This is a genomic window from Streptomyces sp. NPDC034099 (genome assembly GCF_055575415.1).
Window position 1 is genome coordinate 153,238 of sequence record NZ_JBVISR010000011.1, and the last position, 25,050, is coordinate 178,287.

General features: G+C 72.6%; 27 protein-coding genes and 1 riboswitch. Of the genes, 16 read left to right on the top strand and 11 right to left on the bottom strand.

The genetic code is table 11. From position 1 onward, the window contains the following. The first annotated feature begins 109 nt into the window (after window positions 1-109). Window positions 110-1,096, top strand: a complete 987-nt coding sequence (locus ACZ56V_RS28950) for a carbohydrate-binding protein (RefSeq protein ID WP_398914518.1) — start codon at window positions 110-112, stop codon at window positions 1,094-1,096. Window positions 1,097-1,121: 25 nt separating this feature from the next. Here the strand turns inward: ACZ56V_RS28950 and ACZ56V_RS28955 are convergent, their stop codons facing one another. The 3 genes from ACZ56V_RS28955 to ACZ56V_RS28965 all read right to left on the bottom strand — a co-directional run bounded on the left by ACZ56V_RS28955 (window position 1,122) and on the right by ACZ56V_RS28965 (window position 4,304). After that, window positions 1,122-2,054, bottom strand: coding sequence for a 1-phosphofructokinase family hexose kinase (locus ACZ56V_RS28955; RefSeq protein ID WP_467379835.1), 933 nt, complete (start codon window positions 2,052-2,054; stop codon window positions 1,122-1,124). A 142-nt stretch (window positions 2,055-2,196) separates the two neighbouring features. After that, a complete protein-coding gene (gene nagA, locus ACZ56V_RS28960) occupies window positions 2,197-3,342 on the bottom strand; it encodes an N-acetylglucosamine-6-phosphate deacetylase (RefSeq protein ID WP_398914520.1) in 1,146 nt (381 codons plus the stop codon). After that, the gene (locus tag ACZ56V_RS28965; protein WP_468946526.1) at window positions 3,342-4,304 is read right to left on the bottom strand and encodes an ROK family protein; all 963 of its coding nucleotides are present in this window, start codon (window positions 4,302-4,304) and stop codon (window positions 3,342-3,344) included. Before ACZ56V_RS28965 ends, nagA begins: the two co-directional genes overlap by 1 nt. A gap of 147 nt (window positions 4,305-4,451) precedes the next feature. Here ACZ56V_RS28965 and ACZ56V_RS28970 point away from each other — a divergent pair, with 147 nt between their 5' ends. The 4 genes from ACZ56V_RS28970 to ACZ56V_RS28985 all read left to right on the top strand — a co-directional run bounded on the left by ACZ56V_RS28970 (window position 4,452) and on the right by ACZ56V_RS28985 (window position 7,653). Further along, window positions 4,452-5,717: an ABC transporter substrate-binding protein gene (locus ACZ56V_RS28970; protein ID WP_468946293.1), complete on the top strand. Its 1,266-nt coding sequence runs from the start codon at window positions 4,452-4,454 to the stop codon at window positions 5,715-5,717. Between the two features lie 38 nt (window positions 5,718-5,755). Next, a complete protein-coding gene (locus tag ACZ56V_RS28975; protein WP_356359570.1) occupies window positions 5,756-5,989 on the top strand; it encodes a DUF3263 domain-containing protein in 234 nt (77 codons plus the stop codon). 67 nt (window positions 5,990-6,056) lie between these two features. After that, the gene (gene otsB, locus ACZ56V_RS28980; protein ID WP_468946297.1) at window positions 6,057-6,926 is read left to right on the top strand and encodes a trehalose-phosphatase; all 870 of its coding nucleotides are present in this window, start codon (window positions 6,057-6,059) and stop codon (window positions 6,924-6,926) included. Between the two features lie 139 nt (window positions 6,927-7,065). Further along, a complete protein-coding gene (locus ACZ56V_RS28985) occupies window positions 7,066-7,653 on the top strand; it encodes a hypothetical protein (protein ID WP_468946300.1) in 588 nt (195 codons plus the stop codon). A 16-nt stretch (window positions 7,654-7,669) separates the two neighbouring features. Here ACZ56V_RS28985 and ACZ56V_RS28990 read toward each other — a convergent pair whose 3' ends face one another. Together ACZ56V_RS28990 and ACZ56V_RS28995 are read right to left on the bottom strand one after the other, a co-directional pair. Then, window positions 7,670-9,058: a trehalose-6-phosphate synthase gene (locus tag ACZ56V_RS28990; RefSeq protein WP_398914526.1), complete on the bottom strand. Its 1,389-nt coding sequence runs from the start codon at window positions 9,056-9,058 to the stop codon at window positions 7,670-7,672. An 82-nt stretch (window positions 9,059-9,140) separates the two neighbouring features. Beyond that, window positions 9,141-10,085 carry a glucosyl-3-phosphoglycerate synthase gene (locus tag ACZ56V_RS28995; protein WP_398914528.1) on the bottom strand — a complete coding sequence of 315 codons (945 nt, stop codon included), beginning with the start codon at window positions 10,083-10,085 and terminating at the stop codon, window positions 9,141-9,143. 141 nt (window positions 10,086-10,226) lie between these two features. After that, window positions 10,227-10,374, top strand: a riboswitch (SAM riboswitch). A gap of 17 nt (window positions 10,375-10,391) precedes the next feature. Here ACZ56V_RS28995 and thrC point away from each other — a divergent pair. The 8 genes from thrC to ACZ56V_RS29035 all read left to right on the top strand — a co-directional run bounded on the left by thrC (window position 10,392) and on the right by ACZ56V_RS29035 (window position 18,503). Beyond that, window positions 10,392-11,684 (top strand): threonine synthase, encoded by a 1,293-nt coding sequence (gene thrC, locus ACZ56V_RS29000; protein WP_398914530.1) that lies wholly within the window; start codon window positions 10,392-10,394, stop codon window positions 11,682-11,684. Continuing rightward, entirely contained in the window at window positions 11,681-11,956 is a 276-nt protein-coding gene (locus ACZ56V_RS29005; protein ID WP_003974680.1) for a MoaD/ThiS family protein, read from the top strand. Before thrC ends, ACZ56V_RS29005 begins: the two co-directional genes overlap by 4 nt. A 419-nt stretch (window positions 11,957-12,375) precedes the next feature. Beyond that, complete coding sequence (locus ACZ56V_RS29010; RefSeq protein WP_004929928.1) at window positions 12,376-12,579, top strand: cold-shock protein; 204 nt, start codon at window positions 12,376-12,378, stop codon at window positions 12,577-12,579. 326 nt (window positions 12,580-12,905) lie between these two features. Beyond that, complete coding sequence (groL, locus tag ACZ56V_RS29015) at window positions 12,906-14,531, top strand: chaperonin GroEL (protein WP_356359560.1); 1,626 nt, start codon at window positions 12,906-12,908, stop codon at window positions 14,529-14,531. Window positions 14,532-14,767: 236 nt separating this feature from the next. Next, the gene (locus tag ACZ56V_RS29020) at window positions 14,768-15,898 is read left to right on the top strand and encodes an NADH:flavin oxidoreductase (protein ID WP_398914532.1); all 1,131 of its coding nucleotides are present in this window, start codon (window positions 14,768-14,770) and stop codon (window positions 15,896-15,898) included. Window positions 15,899-15,947: 49 nt separating this feature from the next. After that, window positions 15,948-17,489: a carboxylesterase/lipase family protein gene (locus ACZ56V_RS29025; protein ID WP_398914534.1), complete on the top strand. Its 1,542-nt coding sequence runs from the start codon at window positions 15,948-15,950 to the stop codon at window positions 17,487-17,489. Beyond that, entirely contained in the window at window positions 17,486-17,833 is a 348-nt protein-coding gene (locus ACZ56V_RS29030) for a hypothetical protein (RefSeq protein WP_398914536.1), read from the top strand. The genes ACZ56V_RS29025 and ACZ56V_RS29030 overlap by 4 nt, the downstream gene beginning before the upstream one ends. 148 nt (window positions 17,834-17,981) lie before the next feature. Continuing rightward, the gene (locus ACZ56V_RS29035) at window positions 17,982-18,503 is read left to right on the top strand and encodes a hypothetical protein (protein WP_398914538.1); all 522 of its coding nucleotides are present in this window, start codon (window positions 17,982-17,984) and stop codon (window positions 18,501-18,503) included. A 4-nt stretch (window positions 18,504-18,507) separates the two neighbouring features. Here ACZ56V_RS29035 and ACZ56V_RS29040 read toward each other — a convergent pair whose 3' ends face one another. Next, window positions 18,508-19,116, bottom strand: coding sequence for a TetR/AcrR family transcriptional regulator (locus ACZ56V_RS29040; protein ID WP_468946308.1), 609 nt, complete (start codon window positions 19,114-19,116; stop codon window positions 18,508-18,510). A gap of 94 nt (window positions 19,117-19,210) precedes the next feature. Between ACZ56V_RS29040 and ACZ56V_RS29045 the strand changes: the two genes are divergently transcribed. Next, a complete protein-coding gene (locus tag ACZ56V_RS29045) occupies window positions 19,211-19,960 on the top strand; it encodes an SDR family NAD(P)-dependent oxidoreductase (RefSeq protein WP_362420316.1) in 750 nt (249 codons plus the stop codon). A 28-nt stretch (window positions 19,961-19,988) separates the two neighbouring features. Here the strand turns inward: ACZ56V_RS29045 and ACZ56V_RS29050 are convergent, their stop codons facing one another. The 4 genes from ACZ56V_RS29050 to ACZ56V_RS29065 all read right to left on the bottom strand — a co-directional run bounded on the left by ACZ56V_RS29050 (window position 19,989) and on the right by ACZ56V_RS29065 (window position 23,231). Further along, window positions 19,989-20,567 carry a TetR/AcrR family transcriptional regulator gene (locus ACZ56V_RS29050; RefSeq protein WP_468946312.1) on the bottom strand — a complete coding sequence of 193 codons (579 nt, stop codon included), beginning with the start codon at window positions 20,565-20,567 and terminating at the stop codon, window positions 19,989-19,991. 1 nt (window position 20,568) lies between these two features. Then, complete coding sequence (locus ACZ56V_RS29055; RefSeq protein ID WP_356359542.1) at window positions 20,569-21,138, bottom strand: hypothetical protein; 570 nt, start codon at window positions 21,136-21,138, stop codon at window positions 20,569-20,571. Window positions 21,139-21,205: 67 nt separating this feature from the next. Continuing rightward, the gene (gene murQ, locus ACZ56V_RS29060) at window positions 21,206-22,141 is read right to left on the bottom strand and encodes an N-acetylmuramic acid 6-phosphate etherase (RefSeq protein WP_467379520.1); all 936 of its coding nucleotides are present in this window, start codon (window positions 22,139-22,141) and stop codon (window positions 21,206-21,208) included. A 109-nt stretch (window positions 22,142-22,250) separates the two neighbouring features. Beyond that, on the bottom strand, window positions 22,251-23,231 hold the full coding sequence (locus ACZ56V_RS29065) for a MurR/RpiR family transcriptional regulator (protein WP_398914546.1): 981 nt from the start codon (window positions 23,229-23,231) through the stop codon (window positions 22,251-22,253). Window positions 23,232-23,286: 55 nt separating this feature from the next. Between ACZ56V_RS29065 and ACZ56V_RS29070 the strand changes: the two genes are divergently transcribed. Together ACZ56V_RS29070 and ACZ56V_RS29075 are read left to right on the top strand one after the other, a co-directional pair. Beyond that, the gene (locus tag ACZ56V_RS29070) at window positions 23,287-23,667 is read left to right on the top strand and encodes a hypothetical protein (protein WP_356359536.1); all 381 of its coding nucleotides are present in this window, start codon (window positions 23,287-23,289) and stop codon (window positions 23,665-23,667) included. A 10-nt stretch (window positions 23,668-23,677) separates the two neighbouring features. Next, on the top strand, window positions 23,678-23,974 hold the full coding sequence (locus ACZ56V_RS29075) for a DUF4031 domain-containing protein (protein WP_398914548.1): 297 nt from the start codon (window positions 23,678-23,680) through the stop codon (window positions 23,972-23,974). Here the strand turns inward: ACZ56V_RS29075 and ACZ56V_RS29080 are convergent. Further along, window positions 23,956-25,044 (bottom strand): GNAT family N-acetyltransferase, encoded by a 1,089-nt coding sequence (locus ACZ56V_RS29080; RefSeq protein ID WP_468946316.1) that lies wholly within the window; start codon window positions 25,042-25,044, stop codon window positions 23,956-23,958. The genes ACZ56V_RS29075 and ACZ56V_RS29080 overlap by 19 nt on opposite strands. Between the last annotated feature and the right edge of the window lie 6 nt (window positions 25,045-25,050).

Genomic DNA, 25,050 nt, shown 5'->3' on the forward strand with positions numbered 1-25,050 from the left:
CGCGTTGATGCGGTCTGGGTCACCCGTTCGGGTCAGCCGGAGCGGGTAGGCTCGCTCTCTCACACACCCGTACCGCACCACGCACCGCATCTGGTTAGGAGACCTAGGGATGACGCCCGGCAACAACGGCGCGAGCACGCCCGAGGACGACGACCCCTTCGGCTACCTCTACGCCGACGGGCAGGCCAACGGGGCCCAGCCGCCGTCCGGTGGCTACGGCTACCCGAACTCGGTCAACCGGGTGCGTCCCGTGGGCACACGGCAGTACGGCGCACCGCAGGGCCAGGGCGCGCAGACCGCCGCCTACGGCCAGGCCGCCCCGCCCCAGCAGGGCGCCTACGGCCAGCCGCAGGGGGCCTACGGACAGCCGAACGCGCACTACGCCGCGCCGGAGACCTTCCCCGGCGGCGGCGGTCCCGGGGGCCCGCAGCAGCCGTCGGGGCACGGCGGGGGCGGCGGACGCCGCGGCCCGAACACCAAGGGCCTGCTGATCGGCGCGGTGGCGGTCGTCGCCGCCGTGGTCATCGGCATCGCTGTGGCCATGACGAGCAGCGGCTCCGACGACGAGGGCGGCAACGACGCGGGCGGCGACCCGGCCCCCACCCAGTCCCAGAGCAGCGAGCCGAGCCCGTCGGCGAGCGAGGGCGCCGACGACGAGGACGTCGAGCTGCCCTCCGTCGAGGCGAAGGCGATGCGGCTGGGCGGCGCGGCCTCCCTCGCGTCGGAGGTCAAGGGCGCCCAGTCGGCCGGCGGTGTCTACGTGGCCAACCTGAACCAGCCGGGCGCCTCGGTCACCTGGACCGTCAACGGCATTCCCGAGGACGGCCTCTACACCCTCTTCACCACGTACAGCGCGGCCGGCGAGGACCAGTCGATGACCCTCACGGTCAACGGCAAGGAGTTCGGCAGCAAGCTGAACCTGGGCAACTTCGCGCAGGCCAAGGACGGCGACTTCGCCAAGGGCTGGACCAAGACCTACGCCTGGCCCACCCTCAACAAGGGCACCAACACGATCACGCTGTCCTGCGCCGACGGCGACCAGTGCAACGTCCTGCTGGACCAGTTCTCCCTGAAGAAGGGCCAGGTCAAGGACTAGGGCCCGGCCGGCGGCCCCGGCGGGGTCAGGCCGCGCCCGCCTCCGCGGTCACCGCGACGCCGCGCCCGAGCAGCTCCTCGTACGCCGCCCGGTCGAACTCGCCCGCCACCGGCGCCAGCACCGTCGCCGCCGACAGGGCGACCGCGCGGGCCAGCCGGTCCGGCCAGGGCAGGTGCTCCACCAGGCCCGAGAGCAGGCCCGCCACCGCCGAGTCGCCCGCCCCGGTCGGGTTGCCCCGGACGTGGGCCGGCGGGGCGGCGCGCCAGCGGCCCTCCGGGGTCACCGCGAGCAGCCCCTCGGCGCCCAGCGAGGCGACCACCGAGCGGGCACCCCGGCGCCGGGCGGCCTGCGCGGCACGCTGCGGCTCGTGCGAGCCGGTCAGCTCGGCCAGCTCGTCGGCGTTCGGCTTGATCAGGTCGGGTCGGGCGGCGAGCCCCCGCCGCAGCGGCTCCCCGCTGGTGTCCAGCAGCACCGGCACACCCGCGGTGCGCGCGGCACGCACCAGTCCGGCGTACGCGCCCACCGGGACGCCCGGCGGCAGGCTGCCGCACAGGGCCACCGCGGCGGCGCCGGTCAGCAGGTCCTCGTAGGCCTCCTGGAAGGCGTTCCACTCGGCGGGTGCGACGGCCGGGCCCGGCTCGTTGAGCTGGGTGGTGTCGCCGCTGCGCGCGTCGACGACGGCGATGGTGCGCCGTGTCGCCCCCGCGACCGGCACGAGCGCGTCGGTCACCCCGCGCACGCCGGTCAGCCCCTCGCGCACGACGGCCCCGGTGGTGCCGCCCGCGAAGCCGGTGACCGTCACCTCGTGCCCGAGGGCCGCCAGTACCCGGGCCACGTTCAGCCCCTTGCCGCCGGGCCGCTCGGTCACGTCCGTCACCCGGTGGGAGGCGTGCGGCCTGAGGCCCTGGACGCGGTAGGTGATGTCGAGCGCGGTGTTCAGAGTGACGGTGAGGATCACCGTGCCGACCTCCCCCGATCGTGTGCGGCTGGCTGTGCCCGCGGAGCCGTGCTCCACGACACGATCATGCCAAAAGGAGGGCGGTCGGCCCAGCCCCCGGGGCGGCCGTCACCGGTCGGCCCGGAGCTGACCGGGGGACGGATCAGCCCAGTTGGGGATCGACCACCCAGGCGCCCTTGCGCATCACGCCCACCAGGTCGAAGGCGTCGTCCAGGACCACCAGGTCGGCGTCCTTGCCGGGCTCCAGGGAGCCGATCCGGTCGTCCAGGCCGAGCAGTCGCGCCGGGTTGGCGGAGATCGCGGCGACGACGTCCCCGACGGGCAGCCGGTCCACCGTCACCGCCCGCTTGAAGGCGCGGTCCAGGGTGAGCGTGGAGCCCGCGATCGAGCCGCCCTCCACCAGCCGGGCCACGCCGTCCGCGACCTCGACCTCCATCGGGCCGAGCAGATAGCGGCCGTCGCCGAAGCCCGCCGCGTCCATCGCGTCGGTGATGAAGGCGACCCGGGCGGCACCCGCGTGGTGGAAGGCCAGCTGGAGCGCGGCCGGGTGCAGGTGCGTGCCGTCGTTGATCAGCTCGACGGTGATCCGCTCGTCCTCCAGCAGGGCCGTGATCGGCCCCGGGGCGCGGTGGCCGACCGGGGGCATCGCGTTGAACAGGTGCGTGGCGACGGTGGCGCCCGCGTCGATGGCCTGCACGGTCTGCTCGTACGTGGCGTCGGTGTGCCCGACGGCCGCGATCACGCCGTGCTCGACGAGCAGCCGTACGGAGTCCAGGCCGCCCGGCAGCTCGGTCGCCAGCGTCATCATCTTCGCGTGGCCGTGCGCCGCGTCGACCAGCTTGCGCACCTCGGCCGGGTCCGGGTCGCGCAGCAGCTGCTCGTCGTGCGCGCCCTTGCGGCACGGAGAGATGAACGGCCCCTCGAAGTGGATGCCGGCGATGTCGCCCTGCTGGGCCAGCTCGGCGAGCACCCCGGCGTGCCGGGCGAGGAAGTCCAGGTCACCGGTGACGGCGGAGGCGACCACCGTGGTGGTGCCGTGCCTGCGGTGCGTCTCGACGCCGCCCAGGATCTCCTCGGCGGTGCCGCCGGCGAAGGAGGCCCCGCCGCCGCCGTGGTTGTGGATGTCGACGAAGCCGGGGACCACCCAGTGGCCCGACACGTCGACGACCTCGGCCTGCGGGGGAGCCGTGTCCGCGATCCGCGTGCCGTCGACGATCACGCGGCCGTCGTCCACGGTCCCGGTGGGCAGTACCACCCGGGCACCGGCGAGAACCTTGCTTGGGGCCATCAGGTGGTTACCTCCGGGGGAGTCGCGGCCGTGGCGGCCGGGGAAGCTGTAGGGGCCGGGGAAGCGGTAGCGGTCGAAGCGGCGGTGTCGAGCAGGTCCCAGGCCATCAGCCCGGCACCCAGGCAGCCGGCGGTGTCCCCGAGTGCGGCGGGGACGATCTCGGGCAGTCTCTGGAAGGTGACGCGCCGCCGGACGGCGTCCCGCAGCGGTGTGAACAAGGTTTCCCCCGCCTCGGCGAGGCCGCCACCGATGATCAGGACGCGTGGGTCCAGCAGGGTGAGCGCGGTGACCAGCCCGTCGGCGAGCGCGTCCACGGCGTCCCGCCACACGGCGAGCGCGCGGGCGTCCCCGGACTCGACGGCCTTGGCGCAGTCGGCGGCGTCCGCCGCCGGGTCGCCCGAGGCCTCGGCCCACACCTGGCTGACCGCCGAGGCGGACGCGAACCGCTCCAGGCAGCCGCGCTGGCCGCACGGACAGGGGATGCCGCCGGGGCGCACGACGACATGGCCGATCTCGCCCGCGAAGCCGTGGGCGCCCGCCTCGACCCGGCCGTCGATGCCGATGGCGCCCGCGATGCCGGTGCCCAGCGGCACGAACAGGAACCGGTCGGCGCCCTGACCGGCACCGATCCGGCCCTCGGCGAGCCCGCCGGTGCGCACGTCGTGGCCGAGGGCGACCGGGATGCCGCCGAGCCGCTCGCCGAGCAGCGTCCGCAGCGGTACGTCGCGCCAGCCGAGGTTGGCCGCGTACACGGCCACGCCCTGCTCGGCGTCGACGATGCCGGGGACGGCGACACCGGCGGCGCGGGCCGGTTCGCCGAACCGGTCGGCGCCGTAGGCCCGCAGCTCGGCGGCGAAGTCCAGGATGCCCGCGACGACCGCCTCGGGCCCCCGCTCGCGGCCGGTGGCCCGGCGCGCCTGGTGCAGCAGTTCGCCCCCAGGCCCCGCCAGGGCGGCCTTCATCCCGGTGCCGCCCACATCGAGGGCGATGACATGTCTCACGGGGACAGTGTGGCCCGTACACCCGGGAGAGGTCTAGTCCACTGTGGTGGTGTAGACCTTAATTCGGTAAGCGAACGCGCGAACGAGCAGTCAGGGTTGGGGAACAGGGTGCAGCGGCGTAGGACAGGAACGATCGCGGTGGTGTCCGCACTGGGCATGACGGCGGTCCTCGGCGGCTGCGGTCTCACCGGCGACTCCGACGGGGTGACCCTGAAGCTCGTCGCCGCCGACTACGGAGACAGCAAGGACAACAGCTCCCAGAAGTACTGGGACCAACTGGTCGAGTCCTACGAGGCCAAGAACCCCGACGTGCAGGTGGACGTCACCGTCTACTCCTGGAACGACGTCGACCGCAAGGTCCGCGAGCTGGTCGAGGCGGGCAAGGCGCCCGACATGGCGCAGATCGGCGCCTACTCCGACTACGCGGACAAGGACCTGCTCTACCGCGCCGACGACGTGCTCTCCATCCCGGTCCAGGCCGACTTCGTCTCCCAGCTGGCCGGCGCGGGCCAGGTCAACGGCGTGCAGTACGGCCTGCCCTTCGCGGCCTCCACCCGGGTGCTCTTCTACAACAAGACCCTCTTCGACAAGGCCGGGGTCCAGCCGCCCAAGTCCTGGGACGACCTCGCCGAGGCCGCCGAGGCGCTCAAGGAGAAGGGCGTGAAGTACCCGTACGCCCTGCCGCTGGGGTCCGAGGAGGCGCAGGCCGAGACGATGCAGTGGATGCTCAGCGGCGGGGGCGGCTACACCGACGACGTCGGCACCTACTCCGTCGACTCCCCGCAGAACGTCACCACCTTCACCTGGCTGCGGGACGAACTGGTCGCCAAGGGCCTCACCGGCCCGGCCGCCCCCGGCAAGCTCGACCGCGCCGACGCCTTCGCCGCGTTCGCCAACGGGGACGTGGGCATGCTCAACGGCCACCCCTCGCTGATGAAGATGGCGTCCGACAAGGGCGTGAAGTACGGCATGGTGACCACCCCGGGCATCGACGGCGAGAGCAAGAACACCCTCGGCGTCTCCGACTGGATGACGGCCTTCAAGAAGAACGGCCACCAGAAGGAGGTCGGCGACTTCCTCGACTTCGTCTACAGCGAGGAGAACGTCCTCGGCTTCTCCCGCGAGTACGACCTGCTGCCGGTCACCACCTCGGCCTCCCGGACCATGAGCACCGCGGCCGAGGACAAGAACCTCAAGCCGTTCCTGGACGAGCTGCTGCTCTCCGAGCTGTACCCGGTCGGCAAGACCTCCTGGGCCTCGGTCAGCGCGGACGTCAAGAAGCACATCGGCGAGGCGGTGGTCCCCGGCCGCAGCCCCGAGGAGGTCCTCGGCGAGATCCAGGCGACGGCGATGCGGGCGGGCAGCGCGGAGTAGCGGCCGCGTTGTCGGTGGCGGGCGCTACGGTGCGGTACATGGACCCGGGAGAGCTGGCCGAGCGGGAGCGGAGCATCCTCGCGCTGGAACGCCGTGGCTTCTCCGGCCCCGGCGCCAAGGAGCGCGCCATCCGCGAGGAGCTGGGCCTGGCCCCCGTCCGCTACTACCAGCTCCTCAACGCCCTCCTCGACGACCCCCGGGCCCTGGCCACCGACCCGGTGACGGTCAACCGCCTCCGCCGAGTACGCGAGTCCCGCCGCACGGAACGCTGAGGGCCCCCGCGCCCGGCGGGCCGGGTGTGGGGGAGTGGGCCCGGCGCCGGCGGGATAGGTTCGCGGTATGGGCAGCCACCTGGACTCCACCCGAGACGACTCCCCACACCCCCTGCCGACGCCCGCGACGGCGGCCGGACGCGAGGGGCTCGACGCGATCCTCGCGCACCCCGGCCGCGCGGTGGTCGCGCTCGACTTCGACGGCACGCTCGCCCCGATCGTGCCCGACCCCGACCGGGCCCGCGCCCACCCCGAGGCCGTACCGGCGCTCGCGGCCCTGGCCCCGAAGGTCGCCTCCATCGCCGTGATCACCGGCCGCCCCGCCGAGGTCGCCGTGCACCACGGCGGCTTCGCGGACGTCCCCGGCCTCGACCGCCTCGTCGTCCTCGGCCACTACGGCGCCGAGCGCTGGGACGCCGCCACCGGCACCCTCACCACGCCCGAACCGCACCCCGGCGTCACCGCCGTCCGCACCGAGCTGCCGGGGCTGCTGGAGCGGTCCGGGGCCGCGGAGGGCACCTGGACGGAGGACAAGGGGCACGCGGTCGCCGTCCACACCCGCCGCGCCCCCGACCCGCAGGCCGCCTTCGACGCCCTGCGCGCCCCCCTCACCGGCCTGGCCGCCCGGCACGGCCTGATCGTCGAACCCGGCCGCATGGTCCTGGAGCTGCGCCCGCCCGGTATGGACAAGGGCGCGGCCCTGCGGTCGTACGTCCACTCCCTCGACGCCGCCTCCGTCCTCTTCGCCGGAGACGACCTCGGCGACCTCCCGGCCTACGCGGCCGTCGACGCCCTCCGCGCCGAGGGCACTCCGGGCCTCCTGGTCTGCAGCGGCAGCGACGAGGTGACGGAACTGCGCGAGCGCGCGGACGTCGAGGTGGCCGGCCCGGCCGGAGTGGTGGCCCTGCTGGCGGCCCTCGCGCGCAGGCTGGCCTGAGACAACGTCACGGACGGTTCTCCCGCATGTCACAGGCGTGTCCTGACGCCGAGGGCGGGGGAACCCGATCTTCCGCCCGCACGGTCTTGGGAGGCGTAACGCCTGCTCAGTGAGGCTCAGAACCGTGGAGGTACACGTCATGTCCGCTCGGAAGACTCCGATCCTCGCCCTCGCCGCCCTGGCCCTCGGCCTGACGCTGACCGCCTGCGGCAACGGCGGCAGCAGCGACGACGCGGCCCCCGCCACCTCCGCCGCCACCGCGACGAGCGCCGCACAGTCCCCCACCGCCACCGGCACGTCCTCGGACACCCCGAAGGGCGCGAAGCCCGGCCAGGGGACGGGGGAGAAGTGCACGGACCAGCAGGACTACGCCGGTGACCCGCGGTCGAACGCCGAGATCAACTCGATCGGCGCGGACACCGGCACCTGCCCGCCGGTCCAGTCGGGCGGCACGCAGTCCGGCACCCCGAAGGAGGACGGGGTGAAGTGCACGGACCAGCAGGACTACGCCGGTGACCCCAGGTCGAACGCCGAGATCAACTCCATCGGCGCGGACACCGGCACCTGCCCGCCGGTCCAGTCGGGCGGCACGCAGTCCGGCACCCCGAAGGAGGACGGGGTGAAGTGCACGGACCAGGTGAACTACGCGGGTGACCCGCGGTCGAACGCCGAGATCAACTCCATCGGCGAGGAGACCGGCACCTGCCCGCCGGTCCAGGACAAGTAGCCCCCGCCCCGGTCCCTCAGCCCCGCAGCGCGTCCAGCTGCTCCAGGAACCACCGCGCCGGGGGCAGCGCGGTGCCGGCGGCAGCGAGCCGCTTCGACCGCTCGGCCCGCTCCCCGGCGGGCAGGGAGAGCGCCTCGTGCAAGGCGTCCGCCGTCCCGACGACGTCGTACGGGTTCACCACCACCGCGTCCTCGCCCAGCTCCTCGTACGCCCCGGCCTCCCGCGACAGCACCAGCGCGCACCCCCTGTCGGAGACGACCGGCACCTCCTTCGCGACCAGGTTCATCCCGTCCCGGACGGGGTTGACGAGCGCCACGTCCGCGAGCCGGTACGCCGCCAGCGACCGTGCGAAGTCGTCCTTCAGGTTCAGCACGACCGGCGTCCACCCCGGCGTGCCGAACTCCTCGTTCACCGCCTCCGCGACCCGCCGCACCTCGGCCGTGTAGTCGCGGTACACGGCGAGGTCCTGCCGCGAGGGGTAGGCGAACGCGACGTGCACGACCCGTTCGCGCCACTCGGGCCGGCCCGCCAGCAGTTCCCGGTAGGCCAGCAGCCCCCGCACGATGTTCTTGGACAGCTCGGTCCGGTCCACCCGCACGATCGTGCGGCGGCCCTCCCCGATCTCCTTGCGCAGGTCCGCCATCCGCTCCTCGACGTCGGCCTCGTGCGACCGCGCGCGCAGGAAGTCCCCGTCGGCGCCCAGCCCGTGCACGCCGATCTCCGTGCCGCCGAGCCCGCCCACCACCGCGTCGCAGCAGGCGGTGAACGCGTCGGCCCAGCGCCGGGTGAGGAACCCGAGCCGGTCGGCGCCCAGCATCCCGCGCAGCACCTGCTCGGCGATGTCGTCGGGCAGCAGCCGGAAGTAGTCGACCGGGGCCCAGGGTGTGTGCGAGAAGTGGCCGATCCTGAGGTCGGGACGCAGCTCGCGCAGCATCCCCGGCACCAGCGTCAGGTGGTAGTCCTGCACGATCGCGACCGCGCCCTCGGCCGCCTCCTCGGCCAGCGCCTCGGCGAAGGCCCGGTTGTACGCCTCGTAGGAGGCCCACTGCCGCCGGAACTCCGCGTCGAAGACCGGCTCCAGGGGCGTCTGGTACAGCATGTGGTGCACGAACCACAGCACCGAGTTGGCGATCCCGTTGTACGCGTCAGCGTGCACGTCGGCCGGTACGTCCAGCATCCGTACGCCGTCCTCGCCGACCCCGCGCCGCACCGCCTCGCGGTCGCCGTCGCCCAGCGCCGAGCACACCCACAGCGCACCGGCGTCGGGCCCGATGGCCGACAGCCCCGAGACGAGCCCGCCACCGCCCCGTTTGGCGTGCAGCGACCCGTCCTCCCGCACCTCGTACGAGACGGGCCCCCGGTTGGAGGCGACCAGCACCTGAGCAGCACCGAACCTTGAAGCCATACGCCTCAACCTAGCCCGACCCCTCGAACCTCAAACGTTCCCCGCTGTCACCCGGACGCCGATTCGGTCACGCGGCTAGCCGTCAGGCCACCCGTCGGGTCGTGTACTCCGCGATCTCCCTCATCGGGGGCCGTTCCTCGGTGTCCACGGGGTAGGTGCGGGGCTCGAAGCCGTCGACGCCGCGTTCGAACTGGGTGAGGGCCGGGCGGACGAGGTGGCCGCGGGCCAGCCGGAGCTGGGCGGTGCGGTAGATCGCGGCGGCCATCCGGCCCAGGGCCCGCCCGTCCTGGTGGCGGTGGACGCGGACCCCCACGTCGACCTGCGCGAGCGCGTCCAGGCCCACCAGGTGCAGGGCGTCGACCAGCATGCCCAGCTCGACGCCGTAGCCGACCGGGAAGGGGAGCCGTTCCAGCAGGGAGCGGCGGGCCGCGTACTCGCCGCCGAGCGGCTGGACGAAACCGGCCAGCTGCGGCCAGTGCATGTTGAGCAGCGGGCGGGCCATCAGCTCCGTGACCCGGCCGCCCTGGCCGGGGGCGGCACCGAGCGGCCGGTCGTACATGGCCTTGACGAGGTGCACGTCCGGGTCGGTGAGCAGCGGGCCCACGATCCCGGAGACGAAGTCGGCGGAGAACTCGCGCAGGTCGGCGTCGACGAAGCAGACGATGTCCCCGCCGGTGACCAGCAGCGAGCGCCACAGCACCTCGCCCTTGCCCGGCACGGCGGGGATGCGGGGGAGGATCGCGTCGCGGTGCACGACGCGCGCGCCGGCCGCCGCGGCCACCTCCGCCGTACGGTCGCTCGAACCGGAGTCCACGACCACGACCTCGTCGACGAGCGGGACCCGCTCCACCAGCTCCCGCCTGATCACCGAGACGATGTCGCCGACCGTGGCCTCCTCGTCCAGGGCGGGGAGCACCACGCTGACCGACTGCCCGGTGGCGTGCTTGGCGGACAGAAGGTGCTGGAGCGGCCGGTCCGCGGCCGACCAGGAGCGTGCGTCCAGCCAGCGCTCGACTTCTTCCAGCACGTCCCGGGGCTCCTTTGTGATCCATCTCGCGGTACGGACGACTGTCTCAACCGTCCTGGCCGTCGGTTACAGTCTTGAACAACGCGTGGGACCACCGCATGCCGGGGTGGCCGCGCGTACCAGCGAAGAACAACTTCATACCGCTCATCCAGAGGGGCAGAGGGATACGGCCCGATGAAGCCCCGGCAACCCTCCAGCCGGCTCTTGTCACACAGACGTGGCGAGGCTCCCGGCTAGGGAAGGTGCCAAATCCGTCTCACGGCGAGATGCGTCGTGAGGAAGATGAGGAGAAAGGGCCTCGCCTCCATGGCTGTGCAGACTGCCGAATCCCCCACGAACTCCACGAACCCCGCGGTCGACCTCGGCCCCGCCGCAGCCCTGAGCTGCCGGGAGTGCGGCCACCGGGTCCCGCTCGGACCGGTCTTCGCCTGCGAGGAGTGTTTCGGCCCCCTCGAGATCGCCTACGACTTCTCCGCCTACGACACCGAAGAGCTGCGCAAGCGGATCGAGGCGGGCCCCGCGAACATCTGGCGCTACGCCCCCCTGCTGCCCGTCCCGGCCGACGTCGCCACCAAGCCGAACATCAATCCCGGCTGGACCAAGCTCGTCAAGGCCGACAACCTCGCCCGCGAGCTGGGCGTCACCGGCGGGCTGTACGTCAAGGACGACTCCGGCAACCCGACGCACTCCTTCAAGGACCGCGTCGTCGCCCAGGCCATCGAGGCCGCCCGCGCCTTCGGCTTCACCACGCTCTCCTGCTCCTCCACCGGCAACCTCGCCGGCGCCGTCGGCGCCGCCGCCGCGCGGGCCGGTTTCCGCTCCTGTGTGTTCATCCCGCACGACTTGGAGCAGGGCAAGGTCGTCATGGCCGCCGTCTACGGCGGTGAGCTGGTCGGCATCGAGGGCAACTACGACGACGTGAACCGCTTCTGCTCCGAGCTGATCGGCGACCCGGCCGGCGAGGGCTGGGGCTTCGTCAACGTCAACCTGCGGCCGTACTACGCCGAGGGTTCCAAAACCCTCGCGTACGAGATCTGCGAGCAGCTCGGCTGGCGGCTGCCCGACCAGATCGTGGTGCCGATCGCGTCCGGCTCCCAGCTGACGAAGATCGACAAGGGGCTGAAGGAGCTGATCGAGCTCGGCCTGGTCGAGGACAGGCCGTACAAGATCTTCGGCGCGCAGGCCGAGGGCTGCTCGCCGGTCTCCACGGCGTACAAGGCCGGGCACGACGTGGTCCGCCCGCAGAAGCCGAACACCATCGCCAAGTCGCTGGCCATCGGCAACCCGGCCGACGGCCCCTACGTCCTCGACATCGCCCGCCGCACCGGCGGCGCCGTGGAGGACGTGACCGACGAGCAGGTCGTGGACGCGATCAAGCTGCTCGCCCGCACGGAGGGCATCTTCGCGGAGACGGCGGGCGGCGTGACCGTCGGCGTCACGAAGAAGCTGATCGAGGACGGCGTGCTGGACCCGTCGCTCACCACGGTCGTCCTGAACACCGGCGACGGCCTGAAGACCCTCGACGCGGTGGCCGGCACCGGCGTCACCGCCACGATCCGTCCCAACCTGGACTCCTTCCGAGAGGCTGGCCTCGCATGAGCGTGACCGTTCGTATCCCGACCATCCTGCGTACCTACACCGGCGGCAAGGCCGAGGTGAGTGCCGACGGCGCCAACCTCGGGGAGGTCATCTCCGACCTGGAGAAGAACCACACCGGCATCGCCGCCCGCGTGCTGGACGACCAGGGCAAGCTGCGCCGCTTCGTCAACGTCTACGTCAACGACGACGACGTCCGCTTCGAGCAGGGTCTCCAGACCGCGACGCCGGACGGCGCGGGCGTCTCGATCATCCCGGCGGTCGCCGGCGGCTGAAGCGGACGCAGATACACCTTGTAGTGCGTATTGCCCTCTCCGTAAGAGAAACGGAGGGGGCAATTCCATGTGGTTGAGCGCGGTAGAGTTGGGGAACGCGCTCCCGATCAGCACAACGGGAACCGTTAATTCCTGCCGCCCGCCCGACAAGAAGCAGCCAAAGTGCGAGCGTATTCTGCGGCTTTTGTTCCCTTTGCGTGACCCGACTTGACCCGAATTCAGGCGAATTCTCGCCACATTCCGGACCGGGCGCGTCCAGATTTCTCGTCCGATTGACCTGTTGCAGACGGCAGTTGGACAGATACATTCAGCCGCGGTCGACGCGTTCCGGCGCACGCCCCCAGTCGTGAGGGGGCGAGGTCTGACCCGGGTTCGCGAAGTGCGGATCTGTGCAAGGGCCAGTAATAGGGGAGTTAGGCATGGCTCAGGGCACCGTCAAGTGGTTCAACGCGGAGAAGGGGTACGGCTTCATCGCGGTCGACGGTGGTGCGGATGTTTTCGTCCACTACAGCGCGATTCAGATGGACGGCTACCGCACCCTCGAAGAAGGCCAGCGGGTCGAGTTCGAGATCTCGCAGGGTCAGAAGGGCCCGCAGGCCGACATGGTTCGCCTCAGCGCCTGAGACGCGCGGCCACCACAGCACCCGGTCTTCATCCGAAGGGCCCGTACCCACTGGGTACGGGCCCTTCGGCCTGCCCGGACGCCCGCCGGGTCCGTGTTCGCGGGTGGCTGACGGCCGGGCCCGATCCCCGAGGGGCGCTTGCACTCGACCATGCCGAGTGCTAATCATTGGCGTTAGCACTCTGAAGGTGAGAGTGACAACGAAGGACCGGGTCGGTGAGGCCCGCAGGCCGGGTGGGGAAGGAACCACACGGCAGGCGAGCCGTCCGTCGCGGGCGCGGGCGCGGTCCGAAGGAATCACCCCCAGTCCTGGAGGGACCACTTCACATGGCCAAGATCATCGCGTTCGACGAGGAGGCACGGCGCGGCCTCGAGCGCGGCATGAACCAGCTCGCGGACGCCGTCAAGGTGACGCTCGGCCCCAAGGGCCGCAACGTCGTCCTCGAGAAGAAGTGGGGCGCCCCCACGATCACCAACGATGGTGTCTCCATCGCCAAGGAGATCGAGCTCGAGGACCCGTACGAGAAGATCGGCGCCGAGCTGGTCAAGGAAGTCGCCAAGAAGACGGACGACGTCGCCGGTGACGGTACGACCACCGCGACCGTTCTCGCCCAGGCCCTGGTCAAGGAAGGCCTGCGCAACGTCGCGGCCGGCGCCAACCCGATGGCCCTGAAGCGCGGCATCGAGAAGGCCGTCGAGGCCGTCTCCGCCGCCCTGCTGGAGCAGGCCAAGGACGTCGAGACCAAGGAGCAGATCGCCTCCACGGCCTCCATCTCCGCCGCCGACACCCAGATCGGCGAGCTGATCGCCGAGGCCATGGACAAGGTCGGCAAGGAAGGCGTCATCACCGTCGAGGAGTCCCAGACCTTCGGTCTGGAGCTGGAGCTCACCGAGGGTATGCGCTTCGACAAGGGCTACATCTCGGCGTACTTCGCCACCGACATGGAGCGTATGGAGGCGTCGCTCGACGACCCGTACATCCTGATCGCCAACTCCAAGATCGGCAACGTCAAGGACCTGCTGCCGCTCCTGGAGAAGGTCATGCAGTCGGGCAAGCCGCTGCTGATCATCGCCGAGGACGTCGAGGGCGAGGCCCTGTCGACCCTGGTCGTCAACAAGATCCGCGGCACCTTCAAGTCCGTCGCCGTCAAGGCCCCGGGCTTCGGCGACCGCCGCAAGGCCATGCTCGGCGACATCGCCATCCTCACGGGCGGCGAGGTCATCTCCGAGGAGGTCGGCCTCAAGCTGGAGAACGCCACGCTGGACCTGCTGGGCAGCGCGCGCAAGGTCGTCATCACCAAGGACGAGACCACGATCGTGGACGGCGCCGGCTCGGCCGACCAGGTCCAGGGCCGCGTCAACCAGATCCGCGCCGAGATCGAGAACAGCGACTCGGACTACGACCGCGAGAAGCTCCAGGAGCGCCTGGCGAAGCTGGCCGGCGGCGTGGCCGTCATCAAGGCCGGTGCCGCCACCGAGGTCGAGCTCAAGGAGCGCAAGCACCGCATCGAGGACGCCGTTCGCAACGCGAAGGCGGCCGTCGAGGAGGGCATCGTCGCCGGTGGTGGCGTGGCCCTGCTCCAGGCCTCCCAGGTCTTCGAGAAGCTGGAGCTGTCGGGTGACGAGGCGACCGGCGCCAACGCCGTGAAGCTCGCCCTGGAGGCCCCGCTGAAGCAGATCGCCGTCAACGGTGGTCTCGAGGGCGGCGTCGTCGTGGAGAAGGTCCGCAACCTGACCGTCGGCCACGGCCTGAACGCCGCGACCGGTGAGTACGTCGACATGATCGCCGAGGGCATCATCGACCCGGCGAAGGTGACCCGCTCTGCTCTGCAGAACGCCGCCTCCATCGCCGCGCTGTTCCTCACCACCGAGGCCGTCATCGCCGACAAGCCCGAGAAGGCCGCCGCGGCGGGCGCCCCGGGCGGCATGCCGGGCGGTGACATGGACTTCTGATCGACCGGTTCCGGTTGATCGACCGTCCCGTACGGACCGAGGGCGGCATTCCCCGAGAGGGGGGTGCCGCCCTCGGGCGTTTGCCCTCGTTCTTGCCGCCCCTCGCCCCCTTCCGCTATGGCCAGCGTCACATCGGGGCGCCGGGCGGAATGGTCCGGCGGGGTGGGCCGGTTCCCGTTGGAGTGCGATGAATGCGCGCGCACATACTGACCGGTACCCATCTCAGGAGCCCCCACGTGACCGTCACCCCCGCCGAGGCCGCCACCCGCGCCGCTCAACTCCTCGCCCGCCCGGCCACCATCAACGGCCTCACCGTGCCCAACCGCATCGCGATGGCGCCGATGACCCGGATGTTCTCCCCGGGCGGCGTCCCCGGCGAGGACGTGGTCTCGTACTACTCCCGCCGCGCCGCCGCCGGAGTAGGACTGATCGTCACCGAGGGCACCTACGTCGGCCACGACTCGGCCGGGCAGAGCGACCGCGTCCCGCGCTTCCACGGCGAGGAGCAGCTCGCCGGATGGGCGAAGGTCGCCGAGGCGGTGCACGCGGCGGGCGGCACGATCGTGCCGCAGCTGTGGCACATCGGCATGGTCCGCAAGGCCGGGGAGCAGCCCTTCCCGGAGGCTCCCGCCGTCGGCCCGTCGGGCCTGCGCATCGGCGAGGACGAGCCCACCGGCACCGCGATGACCCAGCGCGACCTGGACGACGTCATCGGCGCCTTCGCCGAGTCCGCCGCGGCCGCCGAGCGCATCGGCTTCGACGGCGTGGAGATCCACGGCGCCCACGGCTACCTCGTCGACCAGTTCCTGTGGTCCGGCACCAACCGGCGCACCGACGCCTACGGCGGCGACCCGGTGGCCCGGACCAGGTTCGCCGCCGAGATCGTGGCCGCCGTACGGGAGACCGTCTCCGCCGACTTCCCCGTGATCTTCCGCTACTCCCAGTGGAAGCAGGACGCCTACGACGCCCGCCTCGCCGAGACCCCGGAGGAGCTGGAGGCCATCCTCGCCCCGCTCGCCTCGGCCGGTGTCGACGCCTTCCACGCCTCCACCCGCCGCTACTGGCTGCCCGAGTTCGAGGACTCGGACCTCAACCTGGCCGGCTGGACCAAGAAGCTCACCGGCAAGACCGCCATCACCGTCGGCTCGGTCGGTCTCGACGGGGACTTCACCAAGTCCTTCCAGGGCGAGGGCGCCCCGATCGGCAGCCTCGACAACCTCCTCGACCGCATGGAGCGCGACGAGTTCGACCTCGTCGCCGTCGGCCGCGCGCTGCTCCAGGACCCGCAGTGGGCCGAGAAGGTCCTCACCGGCCGCTTCGACGCGCTCGCCCCGTACGACGCGGCGGCGATCAAGACCCTGAGCTGACCGGACCCTCGCCCGGGCACGGTGCGCGCCACGGCGTAGGGTCCGTGGGATGACGATCCCTGGACCTGCCGAGTCAGTGGAACCCGTGGTGCGCACCTCCTCCGGTGCGGTGCGCGGCCGGACCGAGGGCGGCCTGGCCGTCTTCCGCGGCATCCCCTTCGCCCAACCCCCGGTGGGGGACGCCCGGTTCGCCGCCCCGCGCCGCCCCCGCCCCTGGGACGGCACCCGCGACGCGTACGCCTTCGGCCCGCCGCCCCCGCAGGACCTCGGCGCCGCGGGCACCGCCGGTCCTCCGGACGTCCCCGGGGGCGACGACTGGCTGACGGTCAACGTCTGGACGCCCGCCCCCGACCCGGCCGCCCACCGCCCGGTCATGGTCTGGATCTACGGCGGCGCCTACAAACTCGGCCACTCCGGCAACCCCGCCTACGACGCCCGCCGCATCGCCGCCGAAGGCGACCTCGTCGTCGTCACCCTCAACTACCGCGTCGGCATGGAGGGTTTCGCCCACATCGAGGACGCCCCCGCCAACCGGGGCCTGCTCGACCAGGTGGCCGCGCTGGTCTGGGTGCAGGAGAACATCGCCGCGTTCGGCGGCGACCCCGACCAGGTCACGGTCTTCGGCGAGTCGGCCGGCGCCGGTTCCGTGGCGTCCCTGCTGGCGATGCCCCGCGCGGCCGGACTCTTCCGGCGGGCCGTCGCCCAGAGCGTGCCGGGCACGTTCTTCTCCCCGGAACTCGCCGCCGACATCGGTACCGCCCTCGCCGCCGAGCTGGGCCTGCGCCCGACCGTCGCCGACCTCTCGGGCATCGCCCCGGGCCGGCTCGTCGAGGCCGGCCAGGCCCTCACCCCGAAGATGCCGGGCAACGTCGCCCGCTGGGGCCAGGCGGCGCCCACGCTCACCCCGTACGCACCCGTTGTGGACGGCGAGTTCCTGCCGACCACGCCGTGGCAGGCGCTGGCGTCCGGCGCGGCCCGCGGCATCGAGCTGATGGCTGGTCACAACCGCGACGAGAACCGCCTGTTCACGATGATGGCGGGCAAGCTCGGCGAGATCGGCGAAGAGCGCGCGAGCGCCGCCCTGCGCCTGTACGCCCCGGACGGCGAGGCGGCCTACCGCGCGGCGTTCCCGGGCGCGTCCGCGAACGACCTCTACGAACACGTCCAGACCGACTGGCTGTTCGCCATGCCGTCCCTCCACCTGGCCGAGGCCCAGCTCGCGGGCGGCGGCCGGGCCCACGTCTACGAACTCACCTGGCCCGCCCCGGCCTTCGACGGCGCCCTGGGTGCCTGTCACGCCCTGGACATCGCGCTCCTCTTCGGCACCTTCCAGGCCGACCTGGCGCTGCTTCAGTTCGGCGGCGAGGAGCCGTCCGAGGAGGCGCTGGCCCTGTCGTCCGGCTTCCGCGCCTCCTGGACGGCGTTCGCCCGCACCGGCGACCCCGGCTGGCCCGGATACGACGCGCAGCGGCGCCTCGTGCGGGTGTTCGACGCGGAGCCGACCGTCGCGCCGTACCCGGAGGAGACGTCCCGCCGCCTGTGGGAGGGCTACGAGTTCACGGCATTGCCGCTGGTGGGACCGGAGGCGTGAGCTTCCGGGGTCTCCTGCTGGGCCTGTTCCTCGTCCCGGTCGTCGTCGGCGCGTACTTCCTCACCGAGGCGGTGACCGCCGATGGCACGCCCCGGTGCGACGGCATCATCGAGGAGTACGGGGACGCGGAGCGCTCCGGGCCCATGAAGCCGGGCGAGACGTGCGACCTGTACGACTTCACCGACGGCCGGTCGGCGGGCACGCGGACGTACGAGCAGCAGAGGAAGGCGCAGGAGGAAGGGGCGGCGGACGGCTACCGGACCGGGGGCTGGTGGCTGGCGTACGGCGTGGCCGGGCTGGCCGCCGTCACCGCCCGCCTCGGCCTGAAACGCCGCCGCGCCTGATCCCGTCGACGAAGACCGACCAGGCCTCGGCCTGGAAGGTGTTGAGGGCGCGGCTGCGCGGGGCGCACCAGGACAGTGGGCGCCCCTGGGGTCGCCCCGGGGGCGCAGCGGTGAACGGGTGGTTCAATGACCGCAGGGGGAGGACCGTGTGTCTCTGGGACCGCTGGAACTGACCGACGGCCGTTGGCGGGTCGGGGACGCCACGCGGCCTGAAGCCCACTGGGTGGAGTTCCGTCCGGAAGGGCTCCACCAGCACGAGCCGGGCTCCGAGGGGCGATTGGTCCCCTGGTCGAGGATCATGAACGGCGTCAGGATCACCTGGGGCAAGCACCCCTGGAACACGAACGACAGGGGCCTGTACACACTGAGGGGCATGGTCGCCACGCGTGACGGCGGCTGGTTGCACATGACACTGCGCCACCCCTACGAGGACCACCAACTGCGCTTCGACCAGCACGCGCGCCCTTACCGGGCGGTTGACGCGCTCCGGCTGGAGGCACTGCTGCGGCAGCTCACCGATGAGGGAAGGCTCCAGCTCCTCGGCGACCCGGAATGGGTGGGTCGTGCCGCGGCCTCCCTGACCGGCGGGGAAAACCGCTGGATCACCGGCCGTGCACTGCGGCAGGCGGTGGCGGAGGCCCTGGCGGCGGCCGGCCCCGTCAGCCCCTGACGGATCACGCGGGCGGCCAGTTGCGCAGGGCGGTCTCGGCCACCCGACGGAGGTCTTCCCGAGTGGCGCCCCCGGTGGCCTGTACGGAGATGCCGTTGGCGAAGGTCATCAGGTAGCGGGCGATGTGCAGCGGGTCGGTGCCGGGCGGCAGGTCCCCCTCGTCGACGGCCTGCCGGAACCGGTCGCGGAGCTGGGCGACGCCCCCTTCGCGCCACTCGGCGAGCAGGTCCCGGGCGGAGCGTCCCGTCTCCCCGGCGGCGAGGGAGCCCTGGACGCCCAGGCATCCGGTCGGGCAGTCGGGGCGGGTGCTGACCTCCACGGCGCCGTTCAGGAACGCGGTGGCCACCTCGCGGGCGGTGGGCCTGCGCAGGGCGCGGGCGACGTAGGAGGCGGGGCCTTCCTCGTAGCGTTCGAGCGCCTTGCGGAACAGGTCCTCCTTGTTGCCGAAGGCCGCGTACATGCTGGTGCGGGTGATGCCCATGGCGCTGGTCAGGTCGGTGAGGCTGGCGCCCTCGTAGCCCTGCTCCCAGAAGACCCGCATGGCCTTCTCCAGCGCCTCGTCGGCGTCGAAGCCCCTCGGCCGGCCGATCGAGGTCTTCTGTCGCGTCTCCATGGACCCCAGTCTACGTCTTCCGTATCGACCGGTACAGATGTGCTACGGTCGACTTCAGTACCGATCGGTACGGAATCTCTGGAGGTCTTTCACCATGGGACAGCTCGAAGGCAGGACCGCCGTCGTCACCGGCGGCAGCACGGGGATCGGCCTGGCCAGCGCGGTGCGGCTGGCGGACGAGGGCGCGCACGTGTTCATCACCGGGCGGCGCAAGGCCGCGCTGGACGCGGCCGTGGAGACCATCGGCGCGGACCGGGTCACGGCCGTGGCCGGTGACGTCTCGGACCCGGCCGACCTGGACCGGCTCTACGACGCGGTCCGCGCCCGCGGCCGGGGGCTCGACGTGGTCTTCGCCAACGCGGCGACCGCTTCGCTGGCGCCGCTGGAGGAGATCACCGAGGAGCAGATCGACGAGACCCTCGGCGTCAACGTGCGGGGCACCCTCTTCACCGTGCAGAAGGCGCTGCCGCTGCTCAACGACGGTGCCTCGGTGATCCTCAACGCCTCCACCGCCGCCGACAACGGCACGGAGGCATTCAGCCTGTACGCCGCGTCCAAGGCCGCCGTCCGGAGCTTCGCGCGGGGCTGGGCCAACGAACTCCAGGGGCGTGGCGTCCGGGTCAACGCGATCTCCCCGGGACCGGTCGACACCCCCGGGATCATCAACCTCTTCGGCGAGTCGAACGCGCCCACCGTGCACACGAAGCTCGCCGGGGACACCGCGATCGGCCGGATGGGCCGCCCCGAGGAGGTCGCCGCGGTGGTGGCCTTCCTCGCCTCCGACCAGAGCAGCTTCGTCCTCGGCGCCAACTGGTACGTCGACGGCGGCGAGAACCAGATCTGACCCGGCGGAGGGCTCAGCCCCGGTCCGGTCAGTCCGTGACCACGATGCGCTCGACCGCCGCCGTCACCAGCTGGTCCCGCTCCTCCTCGGTGAACACGTCCGGCAGCGTGAGCTGTTCGACGATCAGCCAGTTCAGGGCGAGGATGAGCAGCTTGACGGCCATGGCGTCGCCGGGGAGGCCGGACGCCTCGTGGTAGGCGACGTTGGCGGCGACGTCCTCGCGGACGCGTTCGGTCAGCACCGCGCGCAGACCGGGGCGCCGGGTGGCCTCCAGGCGCAGCTCCAGCAGGGCGAGGTAGCCGGTGCGGAACGAGGCGATGCGATCGACCAGTTCCCGCATCAGCCGCACGTAGGTGTCGCGGTCGCGGCCGGCCGTGCGCTGGCGGGCGAGGGTGGCCTCGTCGGGGCGCAGCCGCTCGTAGACGCGGGCGCCCGCCTGGGTGAGCAGGTCGTCGCGGTTGGCGAAGTAGTTGGACGCGGTGCCGGCCGGGACGGCGGCCTCCGTGTCCACCGCCCGGAAGGTCAGCCCCCGGGCGCCCTGCGCGGCCAGCACCTCGATCGCGGCGTCGACGAGGGCCGCGCGGCGCTGGTCGTTGCGTCTCACCATGTCAGAGGCCGCCCATCGGCTCGATGTCCACCCGTACCGGCGTGCCCCACACCCGCAGCACCTCGTAGTCCGTGAACTCGTGGACGAGGCGGTACGCCATCGCCGCGTGCGGTCCGCGCAGTTGGGCCGCGATGTACAGCTCGGCCTCGCGGCGGTCGCGGCGCGGGGTGCCGCACAGCTGCCACGCCTGGCCGGTCCACTGCTCGGGCAGCCAGCGCTGCTGGGGCTGCGGCCGGTCCCCCCGTACGCCGTAGCGGGACTGGACCGGCTCGGCGGGGCGGGCCGGCAGCGGTCCGCCGTTGTACTCGGCGCGGCGGGCCGTGCGGCGGCGGGTCTCGCACAGCAGGCACAGGTCGGGGGCGGCCTTGTCGACCGGCCCGTTCGGGTGCTCCGGGCAGCGGGTGCTGGGGGCCGCCGTCGTGACGCTCTCCTCCAGCTGGTCCAGCGCACGCTTCAGGTCCGCGCGGACCTCGTGCAGCTTGGCCTCCGGGGTGTCGGCGGTCAGGGCCTCGCCGTGCTCACCGAGGAGGCGCAGGGCGCGGCCCAGGGCGGTCAGCTGGGCGTGGTTCATGTCCTTCAGAATCGCACACGGCGCGGACCGCCCCGGGCCCCCGGCCGGACCGGAGGCGGCGGACCGGTCAGCCGAGCGCCGCCGCCAGCGCCGCCCGCAGGTGACCGCCGGACTCCGCCAGCAGCCGGGCGGCCGTCGGACCGTCCACGTCGGCCAGCAGGACCAGGATCGCGTGCTTGACCTCGCCGTCGGTCGCCGTCAGGGCACGCTCGATGTCGACGTCGGCGGCACCGGTGGCGAGCGCGACGATGCGGCGCGAGCGGGCCCGCAGCTTCTCGTTGGAGGCGCGGACGTCCACCATCAGGTTCCCGTACGTCTTGCCGAGCCGGATCATCGTGATCGTCGACAGCATGTTCAGGACCAGCTTCTGCGCCGTGCCCGCCTTCAGCCGCGTCGAGCCGGTGAGCAGCTCGGGCCCGGTGACCACCTCGATGCCGTGCTCGGCGGCGGCGGCCAGGGCGCTGCCCCCGTTGCAGGCGAGGCCGACGGTCAGGGCACCGAGCGAGCGAGCGTACTCGACGGCGCCGACGGCGTACGGGGTGCGGCCCGAGGCGGAGACGCCGACCACCGTGTCGCCGGCGGTCAGCCCGAGGGCGTCCAGGTCGGCGCGGGCCAGCTCGGGGGAGTCCTCGGCGCCCTCGATGGAGGTGACCATGGCGTCCGGGCCGCCCGCGATCAGGCCGACGACCTGCCCGGGGGTGGTGTTGAAGGTGGGCGGGCACTCCGAGGCGTCCAGCACACCCAGCCGGCCGGCCGTACCGGCGCCCGCGTAGACCAGCCGTCCGCCGCGCGCCATCCGGGCGGCCACGGCGTCGATGGCGGCGGCGATCTCGGGCAGTCGCGCGGCGACGGCGGCGGGCACGGTGGCGTCCTCGCCGTTCATCAGCCGCGCGATGTCGAGCGTCGGCAACTGATCGATCTCGGCCAGCTCCGGCCGAAACGCCTCGGTGGTCAACGACTCCAACTGGGAACGCAGATCGGGGTGATGGGGGGTGGAGGTCATGAGGGTATGGCTCTTTCCAGTGACTTGTAGATGCCGGGTAGTGCGAGGTTCCCAGGGGCGCGGGGAACTGCGCGACCAGCCACGACGAACCCGCAGCCGTGCACGGTGATTACCTACTGCGGTCCGCGCGGAGCGCCCCGTGCCGATGCGCCAACGCCTCATAGGACGCCGCCAGAGCCGGCGCGGCCGATTCGTAGATCCGCTGCGCCACCCCCACGAACAGGCAGTCCACCACCAGCAGCTGGCTGGTCCGCGACGACATCGCCGCCGGCCGCAGCTCGCTCTCCCGGGAGGTGGACGTGGTCAGCACATGGTCGGCGTACTGGGTGACGGAACTGTCGGGGCGGCCGGTGATGGCGATGGTCGTCGCGCCCCGCTCGAAGGCGACCCGGAGCGGTTCGATGACGTCCCCCGTCGAACCGGAGTGCGTGATCGCCAGGGCCACGTCCCCCGCGCGCAGCTGCACCGCGTTGGTGACGGCGAGGTGCGGGTCGCCCGGGGCGTGGGCTATGAGCCCTATGCGCAGCATCTTCTGGGTGAGATCCTGGGCGACCAGGTTGGAGGCGCCGATGCCGTACACGTCGGTGCGCCGGGCGGCGGCCAGTGCGGCGACGGCCGCGCCGAGCTGGACGGTGTCCAGTCCGGCGGCGGTGTCCGCGAGGGTCTGCTGCTCGTCGTAGGCCAGTTTGGCGACCACGTCGGCGATCGGGTCGTCGACCGCGATGTCCGTGGTGATGGCGGGGGCGCGGCCGGACTGCTGCTGGGCGGCCAGCCCGGCGAGCGCGAGGCGCAGGTCGCGGTAGCCGGGATAGCCGAGCAGCCGGGCGGTGCGTACGACGGTCGCCTCGCTGGTGCCGGTCAGCTCGGCCAGACCGGTGACCGTGAGGGCCGCGCAGCCGGCCGGGTCGCCCGCGACGGCCTCGGCGACCCGCTGCATGGACCGGGTCATCGACGGCGCCAGGGTGCGGACCTTGGCCGCGAGGGCGGCGGGCGCGGGCGGTGCGGGTGGTGCGGGTGGTGCGCTCCCGCCTCCGGTGGCACGGCGGGCCCCGGAAGCGTTCACGAAAGTTTCCTTCACTTCATCGGTCACTCATGAAAGATATTTTCGTTTCAGTCCGCGGGTCAAGAGTGCGCACAATGGGTGCATGAACCCCATCAGCCCCCTGGAGCAGGCGCTGCACGCCGCGCGCGCCCTCGTGCTCGCCGACCTGGTGGCGGGCGAGGTCGCCGAACCGGACGTCGTCTCGCTGGTCGAGGAGTCCGTCGTGCAGCGGCGCTGGTGGGTCGAGCAGTGGCCCGAGGGCGCGGAGTTCGTGGCCGGGCTGGTCGCCCAGGACGTGCAGGACGCCCTGCTGGAGCGGTACGGGCGCTGGCCGCTGTGCCCGGTGTGCGGCTCCGGCGACCCGCACGCGCTGGACGTCGAGCCCGAACTGGGTCCGGACCCGCACTGGGTGTGCGGCAAGGCGGGCGTGAAGGTCGCGGCCGTCGGCTCGCTGGGCGCGGCCACCGGCGGTGCCTCCTCGTGAGGACGCTCCGGTGACCCTGTACATCGACCCGCCGACCTGGCCGGGCCACGGCCGTCTCTGGTCCCACCTGGTCAGCGACGTCTCCTACGCCGAACTGCACGCCTTCGCCGAGGCCCTGGGCGTGCCGCGGCGCGCCTTCGAACGCGACCACTACGACCTGCCCGCCCACCGGTACGCCGACGCGGTGTCCGCCGGGGCGCTGGAGGTCAGCAGCCGCGAGGTGGTGCGGCTGCTGCACGGGGCGGGACTGCGGCGCCGCAAGGGGACCTCGCGCGGCGCCCCGGGTGCTCAGCCGCGCAGCTCGTAGGCGAACTGCCCGGCGCCCTCGCCGCCCTCGGAGGGCTCCCCGGCGATCCGGACGAACCCGGCGCGGGCGATGACGGCCTGCGACGCGGTGTTCTCCGGCTCGGTCGTCGCGCGCACGGACGTCACCGTCTCCCGCGCCAGCGCCCACGCGGACAGCGCGCACAGCCCCTCGGTCGCGTAGCCGTTGCCCCGGGCCGCCTCGGCGAGGTCGTAGCCGATCTCCACCCGGCCCTTCTCGTCCGGCACCCCGTGGAAGCCGATGCCGCCGACCGCGCGCCCGTCCTCGCGCCGGACGAGGACGAAGACCCCCCACACCGGGCGGTGGACCCCCGTCTCGTAGGCCTTCACCAGCATTCCGGCGGCGTCCCGGGTGCCCTGGAAGGGCCCGCCGTCGATCCACGCGAAGCCGCCGTCGCCGCCCGCGGCGAGGTCGGTGGCGGCGGCGGGCGTGAGGCCCTGGAGGGTGAGCCGCTCGGCCGGGATCACCAGGTTGTTGCGCCAGCGCCACTCGGTGACCGGGGCCCGTCCGGGCAGGTCGCCGCGTCCGGTGGCCCACAGCAGGGTGCGCCAGGGGTCGGTGTCGGGCCGGACGTGCGGGAAGAGCCGGGCGAGGAGGTCCGCACACCGCTCGGCGGGCGGTTCGTAGCTCAGCCCGAGACCTTCGGCGAGGTCGTGCGTGTGCAGGAACACCTCGGTGACCCCCATCGCCGCGAAGCCCTCGCGGTCCGCGCTGCGGAAGGGGTACGGGTGGAAGGCCCGGACCTCGCGCGGGGTGGTGCGCAGGGTGGCGGCGAGCAGCGCGCCGGCCGTCTCGACGACCTGGAGCACGTCCTCGTTGCCGGTGCCCTCGTCGAGGGTGATCTCGAAGGGCACCCACGCCTCGGTGGCACGCCCGGCCAGCTGGCCCGCGTAGGCGAGGAGGACGCCCGCGACGTGCTCGGCCGTGTACCGGCAGCTCCACTCCGGCCGTCCGGCCCGCGTCGTCTCCCAGTCCCGGTCCGTCGCCGTCCGCAGCAGCGCGACGGCGTCCGCCACGGCCTCTTCCACCTGGTCCCCACCCATGCATCGCATGCCGGG